This window comes from Bradyrhizobium altum (assembly GCF_020889705.1).
In the GTDB taxonomy this organism is placed as follows: Bacteria; Pseudomonadota; Alphaproteobacteria; order Rhizobiales; family Xanthobacteraceae; genus Bradyrhizobium; species Bradyrhizobium altum.
The window spans coordinates 1-15,437 of the sequence record NZ_JACMYP010000208.1 but is presented as its reverse complement, the minus strand read 5'-3'; the positions used below and the strand labels follow the sequence as shown (position 1 = coordinate 15,437).

Below are 15,437 nucleotides of genomic sequence, written 5' to 3'. Positions count from 1 at the left end.
TGCGCTCGGTGATCGCGGCGGCCGTGCGGGTGGTCGCGCCCTTGCCGATGTTCTCGGCCAGGAGGTTGCGCATGATGGCGTCGCGGGAGCCGCCGCTGCGGCCGCCGAGCACCACGCCGACCAGGAAGCGATTGCCGCGGTGGATCGAGGTCACGAGGTTGAAGCCGGAGGCGCGGGTGTAACCGGTCTTGATGCCGTCGACGCCTTCGACGCTGCCGAGCAGGCGATTGTGACCGGTGATCGTGTGGCCGCGGAAATTGAACGCCGTGGTCGAGAAGTAGCGATAGTAGCGCGGGAAACGATCCTGGATGGCGCGACCGAGCGTCGATTGATCGCGCGCCGTGGTGATCTGCTCGTCGTTGGGCAGGCCCGAGGCATTGCGATAGGTGGTCCGGCTCATGCCGAGCGCGCGGGCCTTGCGGGTCATCATCCGGGCGAAGTCATCTTCGCTGCCGCCGATCGCCTCGGCGATCACGACCGCAGCGTCATTGGCGGAGCGGGTGACGAGACCCTTGATGGCGTCTTCGACCCTGATGGTCTGGCCAGGCCGCAGGCCGAGCTTGGTCGGGTCCTGCTCGGAGGCGTGCTCGGAAACCGGCATCTCGGTGTCGAGCTTCATCTTTCCGGAATCGAGGCGCTCGAACAGCAGATAGAGCGTCATGATCTTGGTGAGCGAGGCGGGGTGCCGCAGGCCGTCGGGACTGTTCGACGTCAGCACCGAGCCGGTGTTGCCGTCGACGATGATCGTCGCGAATTGCGGGCTGTAGCTTTCGCGCGCGGCCTCGCTGTGATGGTGACGGGCGGTGTGGCGCCGGTGACGGCGCGCCTCCGCGCTATCACTGGTGATCAGGATCGCCGTCGTGACGGTAACGAGCCCAAGAACGCCAACTCGCAGCGCCCGCGAGGAGGCCAAGGTTGTTCGAAGCATCTACTTCCCCGTCCCAATTTCTATCTAGATCACTGGCTCGTGAGGCGAAATTGTGCCCGGCGGCCGTCGATCCTTGCCTGCGCAACAGACCACTTCGGGCAGAACCATCGGCCCTCGTGGCGGCTCAGGTCGCTCTTCTAGCTAAGGTGTTGTTCACAAACAGCTTTCAAGGCTGCCCGTCGGAAGGCGAACAAAGTCCGGGAATCAGGTTAGGCGGACCGAGTTTCCAAAAGATTAAGCAACCGTTGCGTAGTCCCCCGGGGTTTATCGCAAATGCTCAGGATTCGGGCAAATGTCGTTGTGCGTCGCACAATATTTGTTGACTTTATTGTGCAATGCGATATTCCGATTGTTGTCAGGGGGCCGGGAGCTTCCCGGCAATGGGAATTTGCGCCTTCAAGTCTGGGAAAAGGAATTCCAATCCATGGTCAAGATCGAAGACATTCAGAACTACGGCAAAGAGCATATCGAGTCCGTCACTGCGTCTGCGAACAACCTGCAGAGCGGCGTTCAGGCGATCGCCACCGCCTATGGCGACTACGCCAAGAAGTCGTTTGAGGACACCAAGTCGTTCGTCGAGAAGCTGTCGGGCGTGAAGTCGCTGGACAAGGCGCTCGAGGCGCAGACCGAGTACCTGCGCTCGTCCTACGAGACCTTCGTCGCGGAATCGCAGAAGATCGCCGGCCTGTACAGCGACTGCGCCAAGCAGACCTTCAAGCCCTACGAGGGCCTGGTCTCCAAGTTCGCGCCGGCTCAGTAAGCGCCACGGATCAAGACAAGCGAAAAGCCCGGCCGTTTCGGCCGGGCTTTTTTGTTGCGCCTGAAGCGGGCGGTTATTTCGCCAGCCGCAGCTTGCTGAGAGCAGTTCCGATCGTGTTGAACGTCGTCAGGATCTGGGTCGAGCTGGTCAGCATGTAGAACTTGTCGGGGCTGCTGGCGCAGTTCTTCAGGACGGTCGAGGTCGGATCGGCGGGCGTGCTCGTGTTCACCTGGATCGCATAGATCGTGTACAGCGGCGCACCATTGGAGTCCCTCGCGGCCTGCAGATTCTGGCACTGCAGGGTCTGCCTTGCGTCGATCGGATTGCCGGATGCCTGGCTGCTGCCGTCGCCGTAGTCGGGCCAGCGGTCCTCGGTGTTCAGACCGTCGGAAAGAATGATGATTACGCGGTTGTAGGTGGTGTTGGAGTCCTCAGCCGGCGCGTTCAGCGGGCCGCCCACCAGAAGGGACTGCCACGCCCAGGCGAGACCAACCGACTGGTCGGTGCCGCCGGTCGGCTGCATCGCGTTGACCGCGGTCTTGAGCGCGCTCCAGTTGTAGCTCAGCGGAATGATCGGCTCGAGCGGCGTCGAGACGTTGCTGTTGCAATAGGCCGTGCCGTTTTCATAGTACTCGTTGGCCGGGAACATCGTGGTGACGTCAGACGTCGACGGCAGCACACCGGTCGCATCGTTCGGCTGGGTGCGGTCGGTGATGCAGCCTGTCCATGTGCTGATGGGGTTGGTGGAGGGCTGCTGCCAGTTGTTCACCACGGTTGGCGTCTTGTTGGTCGAGGTCCATTGGTTGTTGGTCCATCCGACGACGGCGGTGACCCGCGGCTGGTTCTTGTTGTCCACGGTGTCGTTGGGGCCCGGCTGCGTCCAGTCGTGGGTATACAGATTGCCGGAGCACGAATAGACGCCGTTCTTGGTGCCGCAGCTGCAGCCGCTTACAGCGTTGCCCGTGGAATCCGTGGGACAGGAGCACGAGTTCGAGCCGGTGCAGAATACGCCCGTGCCGGCTGGCGTGCTGACCCAGCAGCCATTGTAGAGCGTGTGCGAATTGTAATCGACGCTCGGGCAAATGTAGCCCGAATAGGTCCCGCTCGAGGGGATGTAGGTCGTGTTGGACGAATTAGTTGGGCCCTTCGTGCAGGTGAAGCCGCCGTTGCCGTTGGTCCAGGGGCATCGTGCACCCGGTCCCACCGCATGCCAGTTCATCGGCAAGGTTGCCTGGGTGCTGCCGTTGTTCGGCTGCGCGGTCGGCGGATTAAGCCAGTCGGTCCAGTCGATCCAGTTCTGGGTGTAGTTGCTGGCGCCGAGGTTGACGACCTTGGCGAACGGGATGACGGAGATGTAGACGTCGCCGTTGTTCTTGCTGAGCGCGCTGAGCTGGTCGATCAGGCCGCCGGTTCCGGCCACCGCGTTTCGCAGCGCGGTAATCTTGCCGTTCTGGCTCATCGATCCGGTGTTGTCGAGGGCCAGCGCGACGCGCATCTTGACGTTGCCCCAGGTGGTGGTCGTCGAGCTGCCAAAATTCATCTTCTGGAAATTGCCGCCAGACGGCAGGAGATCGGCGAACTTCATGAAATAGGTGTTGATGTAGCCGGACCCGCTCAGGAGAATGGTCGCGGCTGCGGTCGAGGTCGGGGTCGTATAAGTGGCCGAGACGGAAATGCCCTTGCCATCCTTGTTGGTGAAGAGACTGTTGAAATAGGTCTGCGCCTTGCTCGGGATCTGCGCGGCCGTGATGGTGCCCATGGTCAGATCCTTGGACAGCATCAGCGCGGTCGAATCGAGCGCCGATTGCATCGCGGTGCGAGCATTGTTGGCGCGGGTATAGTCGACCGCTGCGCCCACGAAGGCGAGGATCGGCAGGATTGCGAAGGTGAAGATCACCGCGACATTGCCGTCGGTTGCCCTGGAAAACCGGCGGACGGCCGCGCGGACGCGATGGGAAATGGCTGAACCAAGCATGGCGTTCTCGTCAAAATGGATTGCGCGGCCATCTCGACGTGCGCGGCTAAACAGATGGTGAATCGGGAAACTGAAACCCGGCGGCGGGCCCTCCAGACGGTCAAAAGCAGGGCAAAAGCGCGCGCTATCCTCAATGCCGGCTAAATTGGATACCCGAGTCCTTTGTCAAATCAGGCAGAAACGATTAACCTTCCGAGGGTTGCCGCGCCGGGAATCGGACCGGTGGGCTGCGACGGGTCTGCGCTTGCGGCAGGGCGTCGCGAGGCCCATATTCGGGAGGTCGATCCGGCCGCCGGATCGGACCGGGAGCGGCAATCTGGAAAGCATTGCTGGGGGTTCCGCGATCAGTCTTGCGGCAATCGCGATCACCTTCCAATCGCCAACCGGTTTCCCCTGGGGAATTCGAACGCCTGAGCCATGCTGCGATACACGTTGACAGTCCCGATCTCCGAGCCGGTTTCGGCCATGCCCGCGGTGTCCGCCGCCCCGGTGCCGAAAATGAGCAATGACGACAACCGCAATGGAGCGGGCAGCGGCCCGTCGACCTCGGTCATCACCAAGGTCAAGCCGAAGACCAAGCGCCCGAACCTGTATCGCGTCCTGATCCTGAACGACGACTACACGCCGATGGAGTTCGTGGTTCACGTGCTGGAACGATTCTTCAACAAGGACGCCGAGGCGGCGACCAAGATCATGCTGCACGTTCACCATCACGGGATCGGTGAGTGCGGCGTGTTTACCTATGAGATCGCCGAGACCAAGGTGACGCAAGTCATGGACTTCGCGCGCAAGCATCAGCATCCACTGCAATGTGTGATGGAAAAGAAATAGTTCGCGGGAACGATTGACCTGCCGCGGGAAGCGGAACGGGTCTTGCATCGCGCATTTTGACGGCTGCGAACGGCGTTCCCGTATGATCACGGGGCGCGGCCGGGTCACGTCCCGGCGCCTGAATTTTAGAAGAAAACCATCATCGCGGGACCGGTCTTTCGCCACGATCCGTCGTAACTATATCAATGGCGATCACGAAGGTTGTTATTGCCTGACCCGGTAATGGCGATCATGATGGCCGGGGGCCATAGAGGACGCGAATGCCTACTTTTTCCCAAAGCCTAGAACAATCCTTGCATCGTGCATTGGCGATCGCGAACGAGCGTCACCATCAATACGCGACGCTCGAACACCTTCTGCTGTCGCTGATCGATGACTCGGATGCGGCGGCGGTGATGCGGGCCTGCAGCGTCGATCTCGACAAGCTGAGGACCAGCCTCGTCAATTATCTCGAGACCGAATTCGAAAACCTGGTGACGGACGGCGCCGATGACGCGAAGCCGACCGCCGGGTTCCAGCGCGTGATCCAGCGCGCGGTGATTCACGTCCAGTCGTCCGGTCGCGAGGAAGTGACCGGCGCCAACGTCTTGATCGCGATCTTCGCCGAGCGCGAGAGCCATGCCGCGTATTTCCTGCAGGAGCAGGACATGACGCGCTACGACGCCGTCAACTACATCAGCCACGGCATCGCCAAGCGGCCCGGCGTGTCCGAGGCGCGGCCGGTGCGCGGCGTCGACGAGGAAACCGAGACCAAGGGCAACGAGGACGCCAAGAAGAAAGGCGAGGCGCTCGACACCTATTGCGTCAACCTCAACAAGAAGGCGCGCGACGGCAAGATCGATCCGGTGATCGGCCGCAATGCCGAGATCAACCGTGCGATCCAGGTCTTGTGCCGCCGCCAGAAGAACAACCCGCTGTTCGTCGGCGAAGCCGGCGTCGGCAAGACCGCGATCGCCGAAGGCCTCGCCAAGCGCATCGTCGACAGCGATGTGCCGGAAGTGCTGGCGGCCGCGACCGTGTTCTCGCTCGACATGGGCACGCTGCTCGCGGGCACCCGCTACCGCGGCGATTTCGAGGAGCGTCTCAAGCAGGTCCTGAAGGAGCTGGAGGCGCATCCGAACGCCATCCTGTTCATCGACGAGATCCACACCGTGATCGGCGCCGGCGCCACCTCCGGCGGCGCGATGGATGCGTCCAATCTGCTCAAGCCCGCGCTGGCTTCGGGCACGATCCGCTGCATGGGCTCGACCACCTACAAGGAATATCGTCAGCACTTCGAGAAGGACCGCGCGCTGGTGCGGCGCTTCCAGAAGATCGACGTCAACGAGCCGACGGTGGAAGACGCGATCGCGATCCTCAAGGGCCTCAAGCCCTATTTCGAGGATTACCATCGGCTGAAATACACCAATGAGGCGATCGAGGCGGCGGTGCAGCTGTCGTCGCGCTACATCCACGACCGCAAGCTGCCCGACAAGGCGATCGACGTGATCGACGAGTCCGGTGCCGCGCAGATGCTGGTTGCCGAGAGCAAGCGCAAGAAGACGATCGGTATCAAGGAGATCGAGACCACGATCGCGACCATGGCGCGGATCCCGCCCAAGAGCGTGTCGAAGGACGATGCCGAGGTGCTGAAGCATCTCGAGCAGACCCTGAAGCGCACGGTGTTCGGCCAGGACAAGGCGATCGAGGCGCTGGCTGCGTCGATCAAGCTGTCGCGGGCCGGCTTGCGCGAGCCGGAAAAGCCGATCGGCTCGTATCTGTTCTCGGGACCCACCGGCGTCGGCAAGACCGAGGTCGCAAAGCAGCTGGCGGCCTCGCTCGGCGTCGAGCTGATCCGCTTTGACATGTCCGAATACATGGAGCGGCACACCGTGTCGCGCCTGATCGGCGCGCCTCCCGGTTATGTCGGCTTCGACCAGGGTGGCCTGCTCACCGATGGCGTGGACCAGCATCCGCACTGCGTGGTGCTGCTCGACGAAATCGAGAAGGCGCATCCGGATCTGTACAATGTGCTGTTGCAGATCATGGATCATGGCCGGCTCACCGACCACAACGGCAAGCAGGTCAACTTCCGCAACGTGATCCTGATCATGACCACGAACGCGGGCGCGGCCGACCTCGCGCGGCAGGCCTTCGGCTTCACCCGCTCGAAGCGGGAAGGCGACGACCACGAGGCGATCAACCGCCAGTTCGCGCCCGAGTTCCGCAACCGGCTGGATGCGATCGTCTCCTTCGCGCACCTCAATGCCGACGTCATCGGCATGGTGGTCGAGAAGTTCGTGCTGCAGCTCGAGGCGCAACTCGCTGACCGCGACGTCACGATCGAGCTGTCGGAGCCCGCCAAGGCCTGGCTGATCGAGCACGGCTATGACGAGCAGATGGGCGCGCGTCCGATGGCGCGGATCATCCAGGAGCACATCAAGAAGCCGCTCGCGGATGAGGTGCTGTTCGGTCAGCTCAAGGGCGGCGGACACGTCCGCGTCGTCCTGGTCAAGGACGAGGCGACCGCCAAGGACAAGATCGGCTTTGAATATGTCGAGGGCCCGGTCACGCCGAAGCCCGAGAACCTGCCGCCGCGCAAGCGCAAGCCGCCGAAGGGCGGTCCGGGTGGCGGCGGTGGCGGCACCAAGGGGCCGGCCTCAAAGGGTCCGATGGTCAAGGCCTGAGGCGCGAGCGAATAATCAAAGTGAAAAGGCCGGCAGAACAGCCGGCCTTTTTGTTTGTGCCGATGGAGTCGCGCGTCGCGTGCGCGCAGCTTCACTCGCCCTTCAAGCGCTGGCCCTCGTGGACCCGCACCTGGTCGGCGCCGCGGCTGCCGGCTGAGGACAGCCGCAGCGTGCTCATCACAGCGCCGACGGCGGCAAAGCCGACGCCGACCATCAGCGAGATCCTTGTGCCGTCGGCCGGATAGCGCGCCAGCAGCATCGCTACCAGCGCGGCACCGATGGTCTGTCCGAGCAGGCGCGCGGTCCCGAGCATGCCGCTGGCGCCGCCCGAGCGTTCGCGCGGCGCGGCGGCGATCATGGTGCGGTTGTTCGGGGTCTGGAACAGGCCGAAGCCGGCGCCGGCAAGCGCCATCCGCCAGATCACGTCGATCGGTGTCGCATTGGCCGGCATGAACGCCAGCGTGCCCAGACCCAATGCGAACAGCAGCAGGCCAATGCCGCCGAGCAGGCCGGCCGGGTAACGCTCGACCAGCCAGCCCGCGATCGGCGCGGCGAACGCGACCGCGATCGGCCACGGCGTGATCAGCAGGCCGATTTGCACCGCCGAATATCCGAAGTGGTTCTCGAGATAGAACGGCATCGCGACGAAGGCCAGCATCTGGCCGCAGAACGAGGCGATCGAGGTGCCGATCGACAGCGCAAAGATCGGAATCCGCAAGAGGTCGACGGGCAGCAGCGGCGAGGGCAAATGCCGCTGCCGCCGGTACAGCAGATGGGAGGCGACCGCGGCGATCGCGAACTCCAATGCGCAGAGATACAGCGCCTCGCCGTGGCCGGCGCTGTCGATCGCGCTGATGCCGAACCCGAACGCGATGGCGCTCATCGCGGCGCTCTGCCAGTCGAAGGCGTGAACCGCGGGCCTGGTATGCGGCAGGAAGCGCCAGCCCAGCGCCAGCGTGACGATGCCGAGCGGGACGTTGATGGCGAACAGATACGGCCAGGTCCCGACCGCCAGGATGAACGAGGCGATGGTGGGACCGACTGCAGCCGAGATCGCGACGACCAGCGCATTGACGCCGATGCCGCGGCCGAGTTGCGAATGCGGATAGATGAAGCGGACCAGAGCCGTGTTGACGCTGAGGATTCCGGCGGCGCCGAACCCCTGCAGGATGCGGGCGATCGTCAGCAGCGGCAGCGTATGCGACAGCGCGCAGAACAGCGACGCCAATGTGAAGAGCAGTAGCCCCGCCAGATAGACGCGGCGATAGCCGATGATCTCGCCGAGCGAGGCCAGCGGCAGCAGCGAGATCGTGATCGCCAGCTGATAGCCGTTGACGATCCAGATCGAGAAGGCGGGGCTGGCGTTAAGATCCCTCGCGATGGTCGGCAGTGCAACGTTGGCGATCGAGCCGTCGACGACCGCCATCACGAGGCCGAGCGCGATCGTGAGAATGGCCCAATTGCGCTGCGGCTGCGGCAGCCCGTCGGGATGCTCAATGATCGCGGACGACATGTCGTGAAATGGCCTTTGGTTCCAGCATTGGCGGCCTTACCGGATGCTGGATTAACCTGGCCTTTGCAACCCCCGAAATGACAGATACCGGCCGCGATCCAAACGCGGCCGGAGAGCTGCGGGAGGACGCTCAGCCCTGGCCGAGCAGTTCCTTGATCCGCCGCTGCAACTGCCGTTTCTTGATCTCGCTGCGGCGGACCCGCTCGTCGAGATCGCTGACCGGGGTGTCCGAGGTCATGATCCGGAACGCGAGGCCGACCTTGTTAGCCTGGCGCCAGATCATGCGCGCCAGGAACGAGCGGCCCTTGCGCGCGACGCTGAGATTCATCTCTTCGGGCAGGTGTGCGGCGTCGCCAAACTCGACGCAGGCGCCGCCTTCGCTGATGTTGCGGACGATGCAATCCATCGTCGAGCCGTGCTCATTGATCTCCGCAACCGCACCGTAAAACACCTTGTCACGTGGGCTCTGGCGCCGGTCCTGCATGGGAAATCCTCCTAAATCAATGGCAGGACTGTACCGGTCCGGACCTGCGAAAAGAAGGGTACGAACGGAACCCGTTGGAGTTAGTGTAAATTGTTTGCATCTGTGAAGGTCAGGATTCCCGGCTATTTTGCGCCGCAAACGACCCGAGAAGCTAGTTCGGCACCCGGCTGTGCCGCCAATCACGCGGTGACAGGCCGTAATGGTCGCGGAACACGCGGCCGAAATGCGAGAGATCGTTAAAGCCCCAGGCGAACGCAATCTCGCCGATGTGGCGATGCGCGTGTGCCGGCGAGACGAGGTCGCGCTTGCAGCGCTCCAGCCGCTGCGCCAGCACGAAGCGCTGGAACGAGGTGTCTTCGTCGGCCAGCAGGCTGTTGACGTAGCGCGGCGAGATGCCGAGCGCGGCGGCGGTTTCGGTGAGGCTGAGCTCGGGGTTCGGCAGATGCGCGAGCACATGCGCCTTCAGCCGGTAGAGCAGGGCGGAGCGGTGCGTCGAGGCCTGTAGCGCCACGCCGCCGAGCCGCTCGCTGATCGCCATCGCGAGCAGGTCGGCGGCCTGGTCGGCGAGGCGGATCGCATTATCAGGATCGAGCTTGTCGGCGATCTCGGAGAGCCCGCTGATGAACTGCCAGGCGAGCCGCTGCACCGGGCGATCCGATGTGAACGTAGTCGCCGTCAGGCCCTGGGTGCCGGCAAAGCGCCGGTGCAGCATCGCGCGCGGCACCTGGAAGATGGTCTGCGTGAAGTCGTCGTCGAAGCGCAATTCATAGGGCCGGGTGGTGTCGTAGAACGCAAACTCGCCCGGCTGGATCACGGTCTCGCGGCCGTCCTGCAGCACGGCGCCACAGCCGCGCTGGCCGAGCGCAATCAGGACGAAGTCCTCGCTGGTGCGCGCGATCCGCGACGGCGTGCGCAACACGCGCTGCCGGCCCGACGAGACGACGGAGCATTTCACTGCGCCGAGTTGCGCGCTGGTGATGGCGCCGTGGAAGGCGGTGCCGAGATCGGACTTGCAGTCGAGTTGCACGAACACGTCGCAGACGATGTCGCGCCAGAGCGCGAGGCGCCGATGCGTGGGCGCGCCTTCCGTGGTGAACAGGGCCGGCATGATTTCCTCCCTTCACGAGTGCAAACGCTGGCCACGCAAACAAAGCAAGCTTCGTACCGGGGACGGCCGGGGGAATCTCCTCCGCAGTCGAATTTTTCTTCCGTCCTGGTCGAACGGCGCTCCCGGTCCCGGGGCAGCATGATGTCAGACGTGGCTGCGGCCGATCAAGTACGAACCGGCCAGCATCGCCGGCCACGAGGAGGACATCATGGGCATCGAACATCCGAAATATCGCGTTGCGGTGGTGCAGGCGGCCCCGAGCTGGCTCGACCTCGACGCCTCCATCGCCAAGAGCATTTCCTTGATTGAGGAGGCCGCCGCCAAAGGGGCAAAACTGATCGCGTTCCCCGAGGCCTTCATTCCCGGCTATCCCTGGTACATCTGGCTGGACTCGCCGGCCTGGGCGATCGGGCGCGGTTTTGTGCAGCGCTATTTCGATAACTCGCTGAGCTATGACAGTCCGCAGGCCGAGAAGCTTCGGCTGGCGGTGAAGAAGGCCGGCATGACCGCGGTGCTCGGCCTGTCCGAGCGCGACGGCGGCAGCCTCTATCTGGCGCAATGGCTGATCGGGCCCGATGGCGAGACCATCGCCAAGCGGCGCAAGCTGCGGCCGACCCACGCCGAGCGCACCGTCTACGGCGAGGGCGACGGCAGCGACCTTGCGGTGCATGACCGCCCCGGCATCGGCCGCCTCGGCGCGCTGTGCTGCTGGGAGCATCTGCAGCCGCTCTCGAAATACGCGATGTATGCCCAGAACGAGCAGGTGCATGTCGCGGCCTGGCCGAGCTTCTCGCTGTACGATCCGTTCGCGCCGGCGCTCGGCTGGGAGGTCAACAACGCGGCCTCGCGCGTCTACGCCGTTGAAGGTTCGTGCTTCGTGCTGGCGCCCTGCGCCACCGTCTCGCAGGCGATGATCGACGAGATGTGCGACCGCGACGACAAGCACGCGCTGCTGCATGTCGGCGGCGGACACGCCGCGATCTACGGGCCGGATGGCAGCTCGATCGCCGAGAAGCTGCCGCCCGACCAGGAAGGGCTGCTGCTCGCCGATATCGATCTCGGCGCGATCGGGATCGCCAAGAACGCCGCCGACCCGGCCGGGCATTACTCGCGGCCCGACGTCACGCGCCTGCTGCTGAACAAGAAGCCGTCGAAGCGCGTCGAGCATTTCGCTCTGCCGCTCGACAATCTCGAGGAGGTCGACGCGGCCGCGAGCTGAAGCATCAGGGCAACATCCAACCGGAGGCGACTGCCATGGAATCCGCCATTCCCTCTCATCTGCAAACGGCGCGCTCCCGCCATCGTCGTGTGCCCGACGATTACGCGCCGCCTTATCCGTCGTTCGTCGCGCGCCACACGCCCGCGGTCGCAAGCGTCATCATGGCCTATTTCGGCGTACAATATCGCGGCGTCGACCAGGCCGGGTTCACCAACGTCGTCTCGGTCGCCTATTGGGACGATGCCGGGCGTTTCGATGCCTGGTTCGCCGGCGCGCGCGAGGCTTGGACCGGCAGTGGCGCCGCAAATGGCGTCGGCCGCTTCATCGAAGTGCTACGGCCGCATGTCGAGCGTTACGAGACATTGTTCTCGTCGCTCGGCCGTCCGGAGGGCGTCGCTGTTCTCGCCGACGGCATGAGCGGAGAGGTGCAGGAGCACGCGTACTGGGGCGGCATGCGTGATCGCATTCCGCTGTCGCAGACTGACGCGATGACACCCGGCGGCGAGCCGCGGATCGTCCGCGACGGTGCGCGAATCCGCGTGGTCGCGCATGACAATCTCTGCCTGATCCGCTCCGGCCAGGACTGGAGCGACACCGAGGCGTCGGAGCGCAAGATGTATCTCGACGATGTCGAGCCGGTGCTGCGTGAGGGCATGGATTTCCTGCGCGACGATGGCGTGCCGATCGGCTGCTACGCCAACCGCTACATGCGCGTCGTCGACGCGGATGGACGACTGACGGAAAAATCCTACGGCCAGAGCTGGTGGAAAAGTCTCGCGGCGCTGGAGCGCTGGGCGGAATCGCATCCGACCCATGTCCGGATCTTCGGCGCGGCGATGAAGTATCTGTCGACCCTGGGACCGGCTGCAAAACTCAGGCTGTATCACGAGGTCACCGTCGCGGCCGCCGACGAGCAGTTCTTCGAATATCTCGGCTGCCACGAACGGACCGGCATGCTGAAGGCGGTGCAACTCGCGGCGGCGCCATCCGCCTGACGCGGGGCGCCGGGTCCGAGCAGGGGCCGCATCGAAGCTGCATTCAAAATATCGAAAACAACCCCATGCAAAGGAGCCGGCGGCCGCGGGCGTTCGACACGGCAACTTGACTCGTCGGGCAAATCAGCGGCATTATTCTATTATTCCGAAATCGTACCGACGCCCTCCGCTTGCTCAGTGTCATCACCCGCGCATGCGCATGCGGGTGATGAGTATTCCAGAGACCGCAGCGCTTGAGCCGAAGGGCCGCGGCGTCAGACCATTCCAGCCAAACATCGCCGTACTTCTAAGGCCGCAGCCGGCCGCCGCGTTCCGTGATCGCCTGCGCCAGTTCGACCGCCGGGCCGCGTCTGGTCCGGCGGGCGGTGCGGACCACGAATTCAACGCTGCCGAGCGGTGGCAATCCTGACGCCGGCAGCGCTTCCAGTCCGTCCGGGATCAGGCCCTGTGCCTGCGGGGTGATGCCGAGACCGGCGAGCGCCGCGGCGCGCAGGCCGCTCAAGCTGCCGCTGGAGCAGACGATGCGCCAGGGCCGTCCGAACCGCTCCATCGCCTCCAGCACCACGCTGCGGCTGACGCTCGGCGGCGCGTAGAGGATCAGGGGCAGCGGCTCGTCGGGATCGAGCCGCGTGCCCGGCGCGGCGGTCCACACCAGGCGGTCCTGCCACACCAGCTGCCCCAGCGCGTCGCCGGGCCGGCGCTTGCCCAGCACGAGATCGAGCTCGCCGGCGTCGAGCTGCTGGTACAGCACGGCGCTGAGGCCGATCGTCAATTCGAGATCGACCTGCGGGTGGCGGCGGACGAAGTCGCGCAGCAGATCGGGCAGGCGCGAGCTGGCAAAATCCTCCGCGGCGCCGAACCGGACTTTTCCGCGCACCTGCGATCCCGCGAAATAATCGCGGGCGCGCGCATTGGCCTCCAGGATCGGGCGCGCGAAACCCGTCATCGCCTCGCCGTCGGCGGTCAGCACCACCGAATGGGTGTCGCGCACGAACAGGCGGCGCCCGGCGGCGGCCTCGAGCTTGCGGATGTGCTGGCTCACTGTCGACTGCTTCAGGCCGAGGCGGCGGCCGGCCTCGGTGAAGTTCTGGGTCTGCACCACGGTCAGGAAGGTTTCGAGCTGGGCCGGGTCGAGCATGGTGGATCCGTCATTACATAACGTAATGACAATAACACCGGTAAGCGCGGTTCACAATCGGCATGGAGAGCGCCACCTTTCGCTTGAGGAAAGGAAGCCATCATGACCATCAGCCGCCTGCGCTCATTCGTGGCCGTCGACCCCTACATCGCCGCCATCGTCGGCATGGTCGGCCTTGCGACGCTGCTGCCGCTGCACGGGCAGGGCACCGTAATCGGCGGCTATGCCACTGATGCTGCGATCGCGCTGCTGTTCTTCCTGCACGGCGCCCGGCTGTCGACGACGGAGGCGCTGGTCGGCGCGCGACACTGGCGGCTGCACCTCGTGATCTTCTTGTCGACCTTCGCCCTGTTCCCGCTGCTCGGGCTCGCGGCGCACGCGCTGGCGCCGCATCTGCTGACGCCGGCACTGTGGGCGGGCGTGATCCTGATCTGCATCCTGCCGTCGACGGTGCAGTCGTCGGTCGCCTTCACCTCGATCGCGCACGGCAATGTGTCGGCGGCGCTGTGCTCGGCCACCGCCTCCAATCTGCTCGGCATCGTCGCGACACCGCTGCTGGCAGGCGACTGGGCGATCCAGTACGCCGCGGCCTTTCCGTGATTGACTGGTGTCTCTGGAATACTCGATCGCTCGGTCAAGCCGGGCGATGACACCGAGAGTTGGGTGAGTGATCGTGTCTAACGCAAAGCCTTACGCCACACGCAGGCCCTTCGCGATTTCCTTCTGTGCGTCGAACTCGCGGCGCAGGCGCGCCAGCTCCTCGGCGCTCAGCGCGTCCGCGTTGCTGTAGTCGCGCTTCCAGGACGCGTCCTCGCTCCAGCGCAGCGGCGATTGCACGGTGGTTTGCGGACCGGGCGCAGTTTCCAGCACGCGCAGCGCGAGCTCCAGCGTGAACGCCTGCGAGGCCAAATCATGCGGCTTGCCGGCGGAGTTGCCGAGTGGGAAATCCGAGAACAGGAAGCGCGGCACCGCGGCGTGCTCGACGATATCCTTGGCGCAACCCATCACGACGGTCGGGATGCCGTTGGCCTCGAGATGCCGCGCCACCAGGCTGATGGTCTGGTGGCAGACCGGGCAGTTCGGCACCAGCACTGCGGCGTCGACCTTGTCTTCACGGCAGCGCCGGAGGATTTCGGGCGCGTCGGTCTCGATGGTGACGCGGTGGCTGCGGTTGGTCGGGGCACCGAAGAAGCGCGGGGCGACTTCGCCGATCGTGCCTGCCGCGGCGAGGCGCTTGAGCTGCGCCAGCGGGAACCAGGTGCCGCTGTCGGTCGCCGTGGTGTGGGCGCGGTCATAGGCGATGTGCGAAATCCGCAAATCGTGTGACTGCGACGCGTCGCCGTCATAGACCGAATAGAATTTTGCCCCGCCATTGTATTTTGCGCCCGGGCCCTGATCGCCCCTGGCGGGATCGAACGGCGCCGCGGTCGTGATGTTAGCGACGCGGGACTGGTTCAGCGGCTTCTTCAGCGGCTGGAACGGGGCGGAGGTGTAGTGCGCCCATCGGTAGGGGGTGGTGTAGCCGATCGCCGCATAATAATCGCGCGTCCGCTTCATATAGCCGATCGGGGCGTCGTCGTCGGGGGCAAAGCCTGTTTGATCGTCTGAAGCTGCGGCCATTTTGCGCTCCCTTTTGCGCGCCATCATTTCAGTCCATAGCTAGACCACGAGCCTGCGGTGTCAAGCCGCGCTGCGCGGGAACAGATTTGCGATGCGAACAGGTCTTTGCGCCGCATGGGTCATGCTTGTGCTGCTGGTGTCGCCGGCCGGCGCCGGCGCGGAGGACGCGCCTGCCGCAGCTCCGGCGACGCCGCCGAGCG

The 15,437-nt window shown here is 64.6% G+C and carries 13 protein-coding genes; 6 read left to right on the top strand and 7 right to left on the bottom strand.

Annotated features, from left to right (window positions below; all coding sequences use genetic code 11):
* Positions 1 to 928 (bottom strand): D-alanyl-D-alanine carboxypeptidase family protein (locus H8B02_RS34935; protein ID WP_229170410.1); only part of this gene is annotated, 928 nt, incomplete at its 3' end.
* A gap of 424 nt (positions 929 to 1,352) precedes the next feature.
* Between H8B02_RS34935 and H8B02_RS34930 the strand changes: the two genes are divergently transcribed.
* On the top strand, positions 1,353 to 1,688 hold the full coding sequence (locus H8B02_RS34930; RefSeq protein WP_092114837.1) for a phasin family protein: 336 nt from the start codon (positions 1,353 to 1,355) through the stop codon (positions 1,686 to 1,688).
* A gap of 73 nt (positions 1,689 to 1,761) precedes the next feature.
* Here H8B02_RS34930 and H8B02_RS34925 read toward each other — a convergent pair whose 3' ends face one another.
* Positions 1,762 to 3,663: a TadE/TadG family type IV pilus assembly protein gene (locus H8B02_RS34925; protein ID WP_229170409.1), complete on the bottom strand. Its 1,902-nt coding sequence runs from the start codon at positions 3,661 to 3,663 to the stop codon at positions 1,762 to 1,764.
* Between the two features lie 498 nt (positions 3,664 to 4,161).
* On the opposite strand from H8B02_RS34925, the gene clpS reads away from it, so the two are divergent.
* A complete protein-coding gene (clpS, locus tag H8B02_RS34920; RefSeq protein ID WP_106318898.1) occupies positions 4,162 to 4,494 on the top strand; it encodes an ATP-dependent Clp protease adapter ClpS in 333 nt (110 codons plus the stop codon).
* A gap of 260 nt (positions 4,495 to 4,754) precedes the next feature.
* The gene (gene clpA / locus H8B02_RS34915; RefSeq protein ID WP_176530815.1) at positions 4,755 to 7,160 is read left to right on the top strand and encodes an ATP-dependent Clp protease ATP-binding subunit ClpA; all 2,406 of its coding nucleotides are present in this window, start codon (positions 4,755 to 4,757) and stop codon (positions 7,158 to 7,160) included.
* 91 nt (positions 7,161 to 7,251) lie between these two features.
* Here clpA and H8B02_RS34910 read toward each other — a convergent pair whose 3' ends face one another.
* From H8B02_RS34910 to H8B02_RS34900, 3 genes are all read right to left on the bottom strand, one after another.
* Positions 7,252 to 8,673, bottom strand: coding sequence for an MFS transporter (locus tag H8B02_RS34910; RefSeq protein WP_229170408.1), 1,422 nt, complete (start codon positions 8,671 to 8,673; stop codon positions 7,252 to 7,254).
* A 130-nt stretch (positions 8,674 to 8,803) separates the two neighbouring features.
* Positions 8,804 to 9,157, bottom strand: a complete 354-nt coding sequence (locus H8B02_RS34905) for a PilZ domain-containing protein (protein ID WP_229170407.1) — start codon at positions 9,155 to 9,157, stop codon at positions 8,804 to 8,806.
* A 151-nt stretch (positions 9,158 to 9,308) separates the two neighbouring features.
* Positions 9,309 to 10,265, bottom strand: a complete 957-nt coding sequence (locus H8B02_RS34900) for an AraC-like ligand-binding domain-containing protein (RefSeq protein ID WP_229170406.1) — start codon at positions 10,263 to 10,265, stop codon at positions 9,309 to 9,311.
* Between the two features lie 208 nt (positions 10,266 to 10,473).
* Here H8B02_RS34900 and H8B02_RS34895 point away from each other — a divergent pair, with 208 nt between their 5' ends.
* Both H8B02_RS34895 and H8B02_RS34890 read left to right on the top strand, forming a co-directional pair.
* Positions 10,474 to 11,484 (top strand): carbon-nitrogen hydrolase family protein, encoded by a 1,011-nt coding sequence (locus tag H8B02_RS34895; RefSeq protein ID WP_229170405.1) that lies wholly within the window; start codon positions 10,474 to 10,476, stop codon positions 11,482 to 11,484.
* Positions 11,485 to 11,519: 35 nt separating this feature from the next.
* Positions 11,520 to 12,479, top strand: a complete 960-nt coding sequence (locus tag H8B02_RS34890) for a phenylacetaldoxime dehydratase family protein (RefSeq protein WP_229170404.1) — start codon at positions 11,520 to 11,522, stop codon at positions 12,477 to 12,479.
* A 286-nt stretch (positions 12,480 to 12,765) separates the two neighbouring features.
* Here the strand turns inward: H8B02_RS34890 and H8B02_RS34885 are convergent, their stop codons facing one another.
* Positions 12,766 to 13,617, bottom strand: a complete 852-nt coding sequence (locus H8B02_RS34885; protein ID WP_229170403.1) for a LysR family transcriptional regulator — start codon at positions 13,615 to 13,617, stop codon at positions 12,766 to 12,768.
* 102 nt (positions 13,618 to 13,719) lie between these two features.
* Between H8B02_RS34885 and H8B02_RS34880 the strand changes: the two genes are divergently transcribed.
* Positions 13,720 to 14,217 (top strand): bile acid:sodium symporter, encoded by a 498-nt coding sequence (locus tag H8B02_RS34880; RefSeq protein WP_229170402.1) that lies wholly within the window; start codon positions 13,720 to 13,722, stop codon positions 14,215 to 14,217.
* A 90-nt stretch (positions 14,218 to 14,307) separates the two neighbouring features.
* On the opposite strand, the gene H8B02_RS34875 is transcribed toward H8B02_RS34880, so the two are convergent.
* Positions 14,308 to 15,237, bottom strand: coding sequence for a glycine/sarcosine/betaine reductase selenoprotein B family protein (locus H8B02_RS34875; protein WP_229170401.1), 930 nt, complete (start codon positions 15,235 to 15,237; stop codon positions 14,308 to 14,310).
* Between the last annotated feature and the right edge of the window lie 200 nt (positions 15,238 to 15,437).

Excerpts from the sequence above, each read along its gene's own strand:
- H8B02_RS34905 (WP_229170407.1), bottom strand. The coding sequence starts at position 9,157 with ATGCAGGACCGGCGCCAGAGCCCACGTGACAAGGTGTTTTACGGTGCG.
- H8B02_RS34930 (WP_092114837.1), top strand. The coding sequence starts at position 1,353 with ATGGTCAAGATCGAAGACATTCAGAACTACGGCAAAGAGCATATCGAG.
- H8B02_RS34885 (WP_229170403.1), bottom strand. The coding sequence starts at position 13,617 with ATGCTCGACCCGGCCCAGCTCGAAACCTTCCTGACCGTGGTGCAGACC.
- H8B02_RS34910 (WP_229170408.1), bottom strand. The coding sequence starts at position 8,673 with ATGTCGTCCGCGATCATTGAGCATCCCGACGGGCTGCCGCAGCCGCAG.
- H8B02_RS34875 (WP_229170401.1), bottom strand. The coding sequence starts at position 15,237 with ATGGCCGCAGCTTCAGACGATCAAACAGGCTTTGCCCCCGACGACGAC.
- H8B02_RS34880 (WP_229170402.1), top strand. The coding sequence starts at position 13,720 with ATGACCATCAGCCGCCTGCGCTCATTCGTGGCCGTCGACCCCTACATC.
- H8B02_RS34895 (WP_229170405.1), top strand. The coding sequence starts at position 10,474 with ATGGGCATCGAACATCCGAAATATCGCGTTGCGGTGGTGCAGGCGGCC.
- clpA (WP_176530815.1), top strand. The coding sequence starts at position 4,755 with ATGCCTACTTTTTCCCAAAGCCTAGAACAATCCTTGCATCGTGCATTG.
- clpS (WP_106318898.1), top strand. The coding sequence starts at position 4,162 with ATGAGCAATGACGACAACCGCAATGGAGCGGGCAGCGGCCCGTCGACC.
- H8B02_RS34890 (WP_229170404.1), top strand. The coding sequence starts at position 11,520 with ATGGAATCCGCCATTCCCTCTCATCTGCAAACGGCGCGCTCCCGCCAT.
- H8B02_RS34900 (WP_229170406.1), bottom strand. The coding sequence starts at position 10,265 with ATGCCGGCCCTGTTCACCACGGAAGGCGCGCCCACGCATCGGCGCCTC.
- H8B02_RS34925 (WP_229170409.1), bottom strand. The coding sequence starts at position 3,663 with ATGCTTGGTTCAGCCATTTCCCATCGCGTCCGCGCGGCCGTCCGCCGG.